The sequence below is a fragment of the Candidatus Thiothrix phosphatis genome (genome assembly GCF_035668035.1).
GTDB lineage: Bacteria > Pseudomonadota > Gammaproteobacteria > Thiotrichales > Thiotrichaceae > Thiothrix > Thiothrix phosphatis.
The window spans coordinates 1-10,964 of the sequence record NZ_JAYMYJ010000076.1; the positions used below are offsets into that span (position 1 = coordinate 1).

Consider the following 10,964-nt stretch of genomic DNA (forward strand, 5'->3'; position numbering starts at 1 on the left):
GACAAATGCCCCAACACCCCAGCGGGCGTCAAGGTCGATGGCAAAGGCTGCGAACCTGACAGTGATGGCGACGGCATCAAGGACAGCGGCGACCAATGCCCAGGCACCAAACCCGGCGTCAAAGTGGACGCATTAGGCTGCGACCTGCCACCGCCTGACGCCGACAAAGATGGCGTGCCCGATGACGCAGACAAATGCCCCAACACCCCAGCGGGCGTCAAGGTCGATGGCAAAGGCTGCGAGCTTGACGGTGATGGCGACGGCATCAAGGACAGCGGCGACCAATGCCCAGGCACCAAACCCGGTGTCAAAGTGGACGCATTAGGCTGCGACCTGCCACCGCCTGACGCCGACAAAGATGGCGTGCCCGATGACGCAGACAAATGCCCCAACACCCAAGCAGGTATCAAGGTCGATGGCAAAGGCTGCGAGCTTGACGGTGATGGCGACGGCATCCAGGACAGCGGCGACCAATGCCCAGACACCAAACCCGGTGTCAAAGTGGACGCATTAGGCTGCGACCTGCCTCCACCTGACGCCGACAAAGATGGGGTGCCCGATGACACGGACAAATGCCCCAACACCCAAGCAGGTATCAAGGTCGATGGCAAAGGCTGCGAGCTTGACGGTGATGGCGACGGCATCCAGGACAGCGGCGACCAATGCCCAGACACCAAACCCGGTGTCAAAGTGGACGCATTAGGCTGCGACCTGCCACCGCCTGACGCCGACAAAGATGGCGTGCCCGATGACGCAGACAAATGCCCCGGCACCAAGGATGGCGCCAAGGTCGATGACAAAGGTTGCGATGCGCTTCCCGACGCCGACCATGACGGCATCGCCGATGAGGCCGATCTCTGCCCAAACACCGCGACGGATAGCGAAGTCAACACAGCCGGTTGCACAAAAGCTGAAACCATCACGCTCAAAGGCGTCAGCTTCGAAAGCGGTTCCTCTGTCCTGACAACTGATTCCCTTCCAGTGCTGGACGCCACCGCCACCCTATTGCAAAAACACCCTGACCTGAAATTTGAAGTCGGCGGACATACCGACAATACCGGCAATCAGCAGGCCAATGAGCAGCTTTCCCAGAAACGTGCGGAAACTGTCATGAAATACTTGGTCAGCAAAGGCGTAACCGCCAGTTTGTTCAGCGCCAAAGGCTACGGCCCCAGCCAACCGGTCGCCGACAACAGCACGGCGGAAGGCAAAACGCAAAACCGCCGGGTTGAATTGAAAATCCTCGACCAATAAGACCAACTTCCTAGCCCTCCCCACCATAGGAGGGCGCTTTTAACCCAGCAGACACCCCATGCCACGTTACGAACATCACGCCAAAAAACGCTTCGGCCAACATTTTCTGCACGACCGCAATATCGTCGACAAAATGTTGCGCGCCCTCAGCCTCCAACCGGCCGACCGGGTGGTGGAAATCGGCCCCGGCCCTGGTGCGCTCACCTTCCCATTGTTGGAAATGTTGCCACGACTGGATGTGGTCGAAATCGACCGCGATGTCATCGCCTGGTGGCGGGAACAGCCGCAAGCGCAAGGCAAGCTGCACATCCATGCCCAGGATGCGCTCAAGCTCGACATTCCGGAACTGCGCGGCGCAGGCGAACCGCTACGCATCGTCGGCAACCTGCCCTACAACATTTCCACCCCGCTGATTTTCCATTTCCTGCAACACCGCGGACACATCCGCGACATGCTGTTCATGCTGCAAAAGGAAGTGGTCGACCGCATCACTGCGGAACCCGACAGCAAGGATTACGGGCGGCTGTCAGTGATGGTGCAATATTTTTGCGCGACCCATTGCCTGTTGACCATCGGCCCCGGTGCCTTCAGCCCGCCACCCAAAGTGGATTCCGCCGTGGTCTACCTGAAGCCGTGGCCAGCCCCACCGTATGCAGCGCAAGATGAAGCGCAGCTTGGCAAACTGGTGGCGCAGGCGTTTTCACAACGGCGCAAGACACTGCGCAATACCCTGAAAGGCTTGCTCAGTGCGGAACAGATAGAAAGCGTCGGCATCAACCCCACCCAGCGGGCGGAAACATTGGGCGTGGAAGATTTCGTCAAGCTGGCGAATCTGGCCAGCCAACACCCGCCGCCACCCTGACAGGGCGTCAGGAACCCCAGACATACATATCCATCGCCAACCCGCCGTAGCAGTATTCAGGCGCAAAACGGGCAAGCGGCTCATCTTCCCGGCTTGCGCCCAAGGCCACAAACAGCGGCAGCAAATGCTCCTCGGTCGGGTGCGCTTCCGCCCCATACGGGGCCTGCCGCCGGTAATCCAGCAAAGCGGGCAAATCACGCGCCGCCAGCTTTTCCCCCAGCCAGCCGCTGAACACCTGCGCCTTTGGCAATGGCTCCCGAGTCCGGCTCATCCAGCCGAAATTGTGCGTCACGGAGCCTGACGTCATGATCAGGACATTGTCTTCCCGCAACGGGCGCAGCGCCTGCCCCAGCCGCCAGTGCCATTCCGCCCCCCCCTGCGTCTGGATGGAAAGCTGCGTGACCGGCACATCTGCTTGCGGGTACATGCTGCGTAGCGGAATCCAGGCACCATGATCCAGCCCGCGTTGCGGATGCCGCGCCAGCGTAAAACCGCCCGCCACCAGACATTCCCCGATCTGATCCGCCAGTTCGGGAGCGCCCGGAGCCGGGTATTGCATCTGGTACAAGGCGTGTGGAAACCCGCCGAAATCATGGATGGTCTGCGGTTGTGCCGCCGTGCTGATCACCGGCTGCGCGGTTTCCCAATGCGCGGACAGCAACAGGATCGCACGCGGGCGCGGCAAGGTTTCTCCCAGCCGCCGCCAGTCCTGCAAGGCGACATCGGGCGCACCGTGGGAAACAAACACCAATGGGCTAAACATCATTTTTCATCCCTTTCAGAAACCGATCCCCACATTGTGGCGTTAAACGTGGAGTTGATAAATACAGAAAAAATACACTCACCTTTCGAATTTTGTTAAATGACAACTTCATCGGATACTGCTGCCAATTTCCCACATTTCCTCTTCAGCGAAGTTACACCGCAACCAACTATCGACAATACACTAAAATATCGATATTCTTAAGTTAAGCGATAATTATGTGTTTTGTCGAACAAATTGCAAGGTTTCTCACCCCCACCCAGAACCTGCAAGGTGCTTGATGAAATGCTTACGCCAAACTTGCTGGTTTCATCAATTAATCATGCCAATGCTGCGACATTTGAGCATAACCAACTGAAAAACCGATAATTTTGTGCGTGGCATAGTGATTGCTATGCAGGTAGGGAGGATTTCTGGAGGACTGTCGCCCTACCTGCGCGTTTCAATTCATGATGGAGGAGAGCTAATGAGGAAATTATGGATCGCAGCGGCCATCGCCGCCCTACCGCTCGGTGCCCATGCCGAAGGCCACTATGTCCCAGGCATTGAAGGCGTCAAAGGCGCCAGCGTGCCCCCCGCCGGTAACTACTACATCGGTTATTTCGTCAACTACAACGTTGACTCGCTGAAAGCCCCCGGCTCTGACAACAACATTCCCGGCAGCAATGAAGGCACGGTGACCGCCCTGGCCCACCGCCTCGTGCACATGACGGACAAAAAAGTGCTGGGCGCGGACTACGGCATGGAAGCCATCGTGCCGATGGTGAAAAAAGACTTTGACTTCCAGGCAGCCGGTTACAACAAAAGCAAATCAGGCATCGCCGATGTCTATCTCGGCCCAGTCGTGCTCGGCTGGCACGGCGACCGTTGGGATGCGGTCGGTGCCGCCGGTTTCTGGCTGGACAGCGCCAACAGCGATGAACTGGCCTCCCCCGGCAACGGCTACAAAGGCACGATGCTGACCGGCGGCGGCACTGCCTACCTCAACCCCGACAAGAGCGTTTCCGCCTCCGCCTTGCTGCGTTACGAACTCAACGGCAAGAAAGACGGCGGTTTCGAACCCGGCGACCAGCTCACGATGGAATGGGGCCTGGGCAAAAAACTCAACGCCGCGACTGAAGTCGGCCTGGTCGGTTACGACCAGTGGCAGACCACCAAAGACAAAGGCGTTGGCGCAACAGACGACAAGTTCAGCAAACATGCGGTAGGGCTGGAAGGCAGCTACACCGTGAAAAGCCTGGGCGGCATCGTCAAGGCGGCCTACTACAACGAATACGACGTGAAGGCAGGCAGCGGCCCGGCGCCGAGCGGCAACACCTTCCGCCTCAATTTCGTCAAGCCATTCTAACGGCCTTGCAGCAGAGGGAACCCGTCATGTTCGGATTATCAGCCCACCAGGTCGCCATCCCGGAAACCGGCGAAAGCTTTGCCTGCAAAGACAAGGAAGCCCTGCTGGCCGCCATGGTCAAGCTGGGGCGCAAAGGCATTCCGGTCGGCTGCCTCAATGGCGGCTGCGGCGTATGCAAGGTGCGGGTGCTGCGGGGCGAAGTGCAGCCCACCGGCCCGATCAGCCGCGCGCACGTTTCCGCAGAAGAGGAGGCCACACGCGTCACGCTGGCCTGCCGGGCGACCCCGACCAGCGATGTGGCGCTGGAGATTCTGGGCAAGATGAAGAAATCGTTCCTCGCCCAATGCGGCAAGCCCAAAGCGAACTGACTCAACACATTCATCACGTTACTGTAACTCGAGAGAGAGGAGAACCACTCATGGGAGTAATGCGAATCGGCCATATCAGTGTCAAAATCATGGATATGGAAGCCGCCATCAACCACTACGAAAAAGTGCTGGGCATGAAAACCGTCCACACGGATGAAGCAGGCAACAAATACCTGAAATGCTGGGATGAATGGGACAAATATTCCCTGATCCTGCAAGAAACCGATCAGGCGGGCCTTAACCACGTCGCCTATAAGGTGGAAAAGGAATCCGACTTGGATGAGCTGCAACAGCGCATCGAAGCCTATGGCATCAGCACCGAAATGCTGCCGGAAGGCACCATGCCTTTCACTGGCCGCCTGCTGAAATTCAACCTGCCGAGCGGCCACGAAATGCGCCTGTTCGCCACCAAGGAATGCGTTGGCACGGATGTTGGCTCCATCAACCCTGACCCATGGCCGGATGACATCCGTGGTTCCGGCGTGCACTGGCTAGACCACTGCCTGCTGATGTGCGAAATGGACCCTGAAAAAGGCGTCAACAAGGTTGAAGAATCCACCAAGTTCGTCATGGACGTGTTGGAATTCAAACTGGCCGAACAGGTGCTGGTCGGGCCGGAAGGCAATATCCAGGCGGCCACTTGGCTGTTCCGCACCTCCACCCCACACGACATCGCCTTCGTCGCCGGGCCACGTATGGGCTTGCACCACTTCGCCTTCTTCCTCAACGGCTGGAGCGATGTGCTGAAATCCGCTGACGTGATGGCCAAAAACAAGGTCAAGATCGACGTGCCGCCAACCCGTCACGGCATTACCCGTGGTGAAACCATTTACTTCTTCGACCCATCCGGCAACCGCAACGAAACCTTTGCTGGCCTGGGTTATCTGGCCCAACCTGACCGCCCGGTTGTCACCTGGACTGAAGACCAGTTGTGGCGCGGCATCTTCTTCCACTCCGGTGAAGAATCCGGTTCATTCACCACGGCTTACACCTGATCGGTCATGAGTGTTGTTAGTGTCACCCAGACCCTGATCAACAGTGACGCCGCTGCTGCCGCCGTTCAGGCGGCGGTGGCGGAAGCCACCAACATCGGGGTAAAAATCAACGTGGCAGTGGTCGACCCATCCGGCATCTTAATGGCATTCCTGCGCATGCCGGGCGCGCCACTGCATTCCATCAACATCGCTATCGACAAAGCGTATACCGTTGCCAGTTTCGGCCTGCCAACCCATTTGTGGCAGGATGCGCTCAAGGGACACTCTGTCGGCGTGCAGGATGGCCTTCCTCGCCGCCCACGTTTTGTGGGTTTTGGTGGCGGTTTACCGATCATGCATAATGGCGCATGTATTGGTGCCATCGGTGTTTCCGGCGCGAGCGAAGCGCAAGACCAGCAATGCGCGCAAGCCGGGCTGAACGCCTCGGGAGCAACCGGCGCATAACCGCAGCAAAACGGAGGCTGGCTTGACGCAACAGCAAAGGGTTTGGCGCATCGCCATTATTGGTGCCGGAGGAATCGGCTGTTATTACGGTGCACGCCTGCTGCAACAGGGGCATAAGGTCTGGTTTGTGGCGCGCGGCGAACATCTGCGCGCGCTACAGCAAGAAGGCCTGAGCCTGTCTCACCCCGATTTCAGCTTTCATGGCGCAGTGGACGCTTGCAGCCTGGAAAGCTTACTGGATCAACACTCACCTGATGACCTGGATGCGCTGCTGATCTGCGTCAAGGCAACCGCCACGCAAGCCATTGCTGATTCCCTGCATGACTGGTTTGCACACCACGGGCAGAAAACGCCGCTCATTTCCCTGCAAAACGGCATCGACAATGAGCCGCAACTGGCGGCGGCGCTGGGTGAAGATTGCGTGATTGGCGGGCTGGCGGTGCGTATCGGCGGGCACATTATTCGCCCTGGCGTGGTTGAGGCTACGGGTGTCGCACAAATCATCCTGGGAGCATGGCCACAGGCTGGCAGCGCCGCTGACCAGCGTTTTGGCACGGCCTTGCCGCCGCTGGTGGGGGCGTTCAATCAGGCAGGCATCCCCACCCGGCAGGCTGGCAATATCCGCCGCGAACTGTGGCGCAAACTGCTGATCAATAACGGAGTCAACCCGCTGTCAGCACTGACCGGGCTGGATACCGGCACGTTGAGCAACCACCCGCAATTCGGCCCGATCGTGCATCAACTCATGCTGGAAGCCGCCCAGGTTGCCCGTGCCGACGATGAGCCACTGACACCCACCGATGCGGATGAAATGTACGAACTGATCCGCACCTTCGACCCTATCAAGACCTCAATGCTGGTTGATCTGGAAAAAGGTCGCCAGCTGGAAGTCGACGCTATCAGCGGTGCGGTTATCCGCCGTGCGCAGCAATTAGGGATTACCGTTCCACATACCTCGACAGTACATGCCCTGCTCACCCACCAACTGGAAGGAAAATAACCATGGATTTGCAATTGCAAGGTAAACGCGCCCTGATTACCGGCTCGACCGCAGGCATTGGTTTTGCCTGCGCGCGCGAACTGGCTGCCGAAGGGGCCAGCGTTATTGTGAATGGCCGCACCTCTGCGCGGGTGGAAGCTGCCCGTGAAAAGATTCTGGCTGAATTCCCAAATGCTGATGTGCAAGGTGTGGCGGCGGACTTGTCCACCGCTGACGGCGTGCAATTCCTGCTACAAGCGACCCCTGACGTTGACATCCTGGTCAATAACCTCGGCATTTTTGACCCGCGCCCGTTCGAACAGATCGGCGATGACGAATGGCTACGCTTTTTCGAGGTGAATGTGATGAGCGGGGTGCGCCTATCCCGCCATTACCTGCCACGCATGAAAGCCGCCAATTGGGGGCGGATCATTTTTATTTCCAGCGAATCAGGTTTATGCCCACCAGCGGAAATGGTGCATTACGGCATGACCAAATCGGCGCAACTTTCCATTTCACGCGGTTTGGCGGAAACCTGCGCGGGCACCAATGTGACCGTCAACTCCGTGCTGCCCGGCCCAACCAGCACCGAAGGTGTGGGCGAATTCTTCGGCAAACTCGCAGCGCAGGCCGGGCAAACGCTGGCCGAAGCTGAAAAAGCCTTTTTCGCCAACGCGCGCCCGACCTCACTCCTCAAACGCTTTATTGAACCGGCGGAAATCGCGGCCATGGTCACCTACCTGAGCAGCCCACGCTCTGCTGCCACCAATGGCGCGGCCTTGCGGGCGGAAGGCGGTATTGTCCGCGCATTGATGTGAGGCATTCCGGATGCCAACCCGGCGCATGAGGCGGCTCAAACACTGGCTCTTCCGTTGAAAAACACCGCAGGATTGTTGAGACTGCACGGCTTACCCGTTTACCAGGAAGCTTCCCGCATGTTGTCACGCTTCGTTGCACCGGGCATCCTCGCCAGTTTCTGCCTGCTGGGGATGGCGCTGGGCAGTGTCCTGCACCTGTTGTTTCCGGCATTGCCGCTGTGGGCCAGCGGCTTGTCCGGCTGGGCGGCACTGGCTTTTCTGCTATTGGGCAGCCAATCATTGCGGCCTTTCACCCAATTTTTCCTGCTGGCAGGCACGGGCGTATTGTTGCTGGTATGGGGCATGATGCGGGGTGCCAGCGTTTCCCCGCCCGACATTCTGCTGCAAAACAATGGGCTGCTGGTGATGCTGTATTGCGTCGGTTTCCTGCGCCTGATTGCGGCCGGAGAGGATGCAGCAAAAGAATCCCTGCCCCACGGCAAACAAGCTTTCCTGCAAACCCTGTTGGGGGTGCATATCCTGGGGGCGGTGATCAATATCTCGATCCTGATCCTGATGGCGGAACGGCTGCGCGCCAGCGGAGCGTTGGACAAGCTGGCGGTTGTGGTGTTGAGCCGGGGCTTTTCAATGGCCGCGTTTTGGTCACCGTTCTTTGCGGCAATGGCAGTGGCGCTGACGTATGCGCCCGGCGCACAGTTGTATCCGGTGGTGCTGACAGGATTGGGCTTGATGGGTGTGTCGCTGCTGCTCAGTGTGCTGGAGCTGGGCGGGCTGCATTTGCAGAAAGTGGCGGATTTTCGCGGCTACCCGTTGCATTTCGCCAGCGTGATCATTCCCGTGCTGCTGGCGGTGAGTGTGATGGTGCTGCATGAACTGTTGCCATCGGTGCCAATCCTGATGATCGTCAGCACGACAGCGGTGGTGCTGACCGTCGTTTTCCTGTGGGCAAAACGCCCACAAACGGTTGGGCAGAAGCTGGCCGCACATGTGCTCGCCAGCGGCTCGCGGATGGCGCGGGAAGTGTCGCTGTTTCTGGGGGCTGGTTTATTGAGTGCAGGCGTGCAAGCACTATCCGGCACCTTCGACTGGCAGCCGTTCAGCCATTTCGGCGGTATGCAGGCCAGTCTGGCCTTGGCTGTAGCCATTCTGGTGTCGCTGTCCGGGGTGCACCCGGTGGTCAGCGTGGGTGTGCTGGGTTCATTGCTCACCTCAATACAGGTCGACCCGAATCTGCTGGCAGTGCTGTTCCTGTGCTTCTGGAGCCTTGGAGTGGTCGCCAGCCCGTTTTCCGGCCTTAACACCATCCTGCGCAGCCAGTTCGAGGCATCCGGCATGGAGTTGTTCAAGGGCAATATCCGCTATGTCGTGCTGATGTGGCTGGTCGCTTCCCTATTGTTTTTCCTGTGGAACGGGAAAGGAGTTTCGGTATGACAAGTCTGGATGTGCAAGTTGTACGGGCGCAGTTCCCGTCCCTGCAACCGGGAGACAACGCGCCTGCTCCGGCAGGTTTCTTTGAAAACGCAGGTGGTTCGTTTGCGCCGCAAACGGTGATCGACCGTTGGGTCGACTACATGACGTATTACAAAGCCCAGCCTTACGGCCCCTACCCGGCTGCCTTGCACGGCGCGGAACTGATTGAGCAGGCCACCATCCGCATGGCGGAATTCATCGGCGCGGAGGCGGATGAAGTGGTGCTGGGGCATAGCACCACCCTGAATCTGGCGATGCTGGCGCTGGCTATTCGCCCCGGTTTGCAGGCAGGCGATGAAATCATCGTTTCGCAGCAGGATCATGAATCCAATGTCAGCCCCTGGCGCAGGCTGGCCGAATTCGGCGTGGTGATCCGTGAATGGCCGTTAGATCCGGTAACGGGTTTGCTGTCGCTGGCAACGCTGGCAGAAATGCTCAATAGCAACACCCGCTGGGTCTGTTTCCCGCACAGCTCCAATATTATCGGTGCGGTGAATGATGTGGCGGCGGTCGTACAGCTTGCCCATGCCGCTGGTGCGCGGGTGCTGGTCGATGGCGTGTCCTATGCGCCACACCATGCGGTGGATGTGAAAGCGCTCGGGGTGGATGTGTATGCGTGCAGCCTGTACAAGATTTTCGGCCCGCATCTGGGGCTGCTGTACGTGCGCCGCGAGCTGCATGGCAGCCTGGCGAATCAGTCGCTGGAATTCCTGCCTGCGTTATACAGCAAGTTTACCCAGCCGGGTGCGCCCAATGCACTGCGGGTCAAGCTGAATCCGGGGCTGGTCAACCATGAGGAAGCGGTCGCCGCGCTGGGCATTGCCGATTATTTCGATGCGTTGTACGTCCACCATTTTCAGGCGGAAGAAGCGGCGTTCGGGCAGCGGGTCAAAGCGGTGTTCGGACTGATCCAGCAGCATGAAGCGGAACTGTCGCAGGCATGGATGGCGTATGTGAAAGAGCGCCCGCATCTGGGCCTGATTGGCCCGGCTATCCACAATACCGAGCAACGCTCCCCAACCTGGAGTTTGCGCGTGGAAGGTTTCGAGCCATTGGCGCTGGGGCGGGCGCTGGGTGAACGTGGTTTCGCCACCCAGGCAGGCAGTTTCTACGCATGGCGCTGCCTGCAAGCACTGGGGATTGATCCGGCGCGTGGGGTATTGCGCATCAGTGCGGCGCATTTCAATACCGTGGAAGAAATCACGGCGCTGGGTGTGGCGCTGGATGAGTTGTGCGGAGAAGCCAGGGCATGAGGTTGCGAAAATCCATGCTGGAATCCTCTGAATCTTTTCCCCCATCCTAACCTTCCCCCGCAAGGGGGGAAGGAACAAGAGGTATTCCCTTCTTTCTCTTGCTCCCTTCCCCCCTTGCGGGGGAAGGGTTGGGGATGGGGGGAATTTTGGAAAATAGGCTTAGGCAGCAAGTTCGAGGATCGCGGCGTTGGCTTTTTCCAGTGCCTGCGCCTTGTGCGTATCCCCCAGCGCCAGGCCTTCCGCATACACAAACTCCACGTCCGTGATGCCGATGAAGCTCAGGAACAAGCGCACATAGCCGGTCTGGACATCAACGGATGTCCCCTGGTAATTCCCGCCACGGGTTGCCAACACGTAAACCTTCTTGCCGGTGAGCAAGCCTTTCGGGCCTTCAGCGGTGTATTGGAAGG

12 protein-coding genes are annotated in these 10,964 nt (G+C 58.8%); 10 read left to right on the forward strand and 2 right to left on the reverse strand.

Annotation, left to right across the window (positions count from 1 at the left end; translation table 11 throughout):
- A partial coding sequence (locus tag VSS37_RS07935; RefSeq protein WP_324694297.1) for an OmpA family protein occupies nucleotides 1–1,254 on the forward strand: 1,254 nt, incomplete at its 5' end.
- 58 nt (nucleotides 1,255–1,312) lie between these two features.
- Nucleotides 1,313–2,116, forward strand: a complete 804-nt coding sequence (gene rsmA, locus VSS37_RS07940; RefSeq protein ID WP_324694298.1) for a 16S rRNA (adenine(1518)-N(6)/adenine(1519)-N(6))-dimethyltransferase RsmA — start codon at nucleotides 1,313–1,315, stop codon at nucleotides 2,114–2,116.
- Between the two features lie 7 nt (nucleotides 2,117–2,123).
- On the opposite strand, the gene VSS37_RS07945 is transcribed toward rsmA, so the two are convergent.
- Nucleotides 2,124–2,882 carry a DODA-type extradiol aromatic ring-opening family dioxygenase gene (locus VSS37_RS07945; protein WP_324694299.1) on the reverse strand — a complete coding sequence of 253 codons (759 nt, stop codon included), beginning with the start codon at nucleotides 2,880–2,882 and terminating at the stop codon, nucleotides 2,124–2,126.
- A gap of 463 nt (nucleotides 2,883–3,345) precedes the next feature.
- Between VSS37_RS07945 and VSS37_RS07950 the strand changes: the two genes are divergently transcribed.
- From VSS37_RS07950 to VSS37_RS07985, 8 genes are all read left to right on the forward strand, one after another.
- Nucleotides 3,346–4,227 (forward strand): SphA family protein, encoded by an 882-nt coding sequence (locus VSS37_RS07950; RefSeq protein WP_324694300.1) that lies wholly within the window; start codon nucleotides 3,346–3,348, stop codon nucleotides 4,225–4,227.
- Nucleotides 4,228–4,253: 26 nt separating this feature from the next.
- Nucleotides 4,254–4,595 carry a 2Fe-2S iron-sulfur cluster-binding protein gene (locus VSS37_RS07955; protein ID WP_324694301.1) on the forward strand — a complete coding sequence of 114 codons (342 nt, stop codon included), beginning with the start codon at nucleotides 4,254–4,256 and terminating at the stop codon, nucleotides 4,593–4,595.
- 50 nt (nucleotides 4,596–4,645) lie between these two features.
- The gene (locus VSS37_RS07960; RefSeq protein WP_324694302.1) at nucleotides 4,646–5,590 is read left to right on the forward strand and encodes a catechol 2,3-dioxygenase; all 945 of its coding nucleotides are present in this window, start codon (nucleotides 4,646–4,648) and stop codon (nucleotides 5,588–5,590) included.
- A gap of 6 nt (nucleotides 5,591–5,596) precedes the next feature.
- A complete protein-coding gene (locus VSS37_RS07965; RefSeq protein WP_324694303.1) occupies nucleotides 5,597–6,034 on the forward strand; it encodes a GlcG/HbpS family heme-binding protein in 438 nt (145 codons plus the stop codon).
- A gap of 22 nt (nucleotides 6,035–6,056) precedes the next feature.
- Nucleotides 6,057–7,034, forward strand: coding sequence for a ketopantoate reductase family protein (locus VSS37_RS07970; protein WP_324694304.1), 978 nt, complete (start codon nucleotides 6,057–6,059; stop codon nucleotides 7,032–7,034).
- Between the two features lie 2 nt (nucleotides 7,035–7,036).
- Nucleotides 7,037–7,831 carry an SDR family NAD(P)-dependent oxidoreductase gene (locus tag VSS37_RS07975; RefSeq protein WP_324694305.1) on the forward strand — a complete coding sequence of 265 codons (795 nt, stop codon included), beginning with the start codon at nucleotides 7,037–7,039 and terminating at the stop codon, nucleotides 7,829–7,831.
- 117 nt (nucleotides 7,832–7,948) lie between these two features.
- Nucleotides 7,949–9,262, forward strand: coding sequence for a hypothetical protein (locus VSS37_RS07980; RefSeq protein ID WP_324694306.1), 1,314 nt, complete (start codon nucleotides 7,949–7,951; stop codon nucleotides 9,260–9,262).
- Entirely contained in the window at nucleotides 9,259–10,554 is a 1,296-nt protein-coding gene (locus VSS37_RS07985; RefSeq protein ID WP_324694307.1) for an aminotransferase class V-fold PLP-dependent enzyme, read from the forward strand. Before VSS37_RS07980 ends, VSS37_RS07985 begins: the two co-directional genes overlap by 4 nt.
- A gap of 159 nt (nucleotides 10,555–10,713) precedes the next feature.
- Here the strand turns inward: VSS37_RS07985 and VSS37_RS07990 are convergent.
- A partial coding sequence (locus tag VSS37_RS07990) for an NAD(P)H-dependent oxidoreductase (RefSeq protein WP_324694308.1) occupies nucleotides 10,714–10,964 on the reverse strand: 251 nt, incomplete at its 5' end.

Excerpts from the sequence above, each read along its gene's own strand:
- VSS37_RS07975 (WP_324694305.1), top strand. The coding sequence starts at position 7,037 with ATGGATTTGCAATTGCAAGGTAAACGCGCCCTGATTACCGGCTCGACC.
- VSS37_RS07965 (WP_324694303.1), top strand. The coding sequence starts at position 5,597 with ATGAGTGTTGTTAGTGTCACCCAGACCCTGATCAACAGTGACGCCGCT.
- VSS37_RS07985 (WP_324694307.1), top strand. The coding sequence starts at position 9,259 with ATGACAAGTCTGGATGTGCAAGTTGTACGGGCGCAGTTCCCGTCCCTG.
- rsmA (WP_324694298.1), top strand. The coding sequence starts at position 1,313 with ATGCCACGTTACGAACATCACGCCAAAAAACGCTTCGGCCAACATTTT.
- VSS37_RS07950 (WP_324694300.1), top strand. The coding sequence starts at position 3,346 with ATGAGGAAATTATGGATCGCAGCGGCCATCGCCGCCCTACCGCTCGGT.
- VSS37_RS07945 (WP_324694299.1), bottom strand. The coding sequence starts at position 2,882 with ATGATGTTTAGCCCATTGGTGTTTGTTTCCCACGGTGCGCCCGATGTC.
- VSS37_RS07960 (WP_324694302.1), top strand. The coding sequence starts at position 4,646 with ATGGGAGTAATGCGAATCGGCCATATCAGTGTCAAAATCATGGATATG.
- VSS37_RS07980 (WP_324694306.1), top strand. The coding sequence starts at position 7,949 with ATGTTGTCACGCTTCGTTGCACCGGGCATCCTCGCCAGTTTCTGCCTG.
- VSS37_RS07955 (WP_324694301.1), top strand. The coding sequence starts at position 4,254 with ATGTTCGGATTATCAGCCCACCAGGTCGCCATCCCGGAAACCGGCGAA.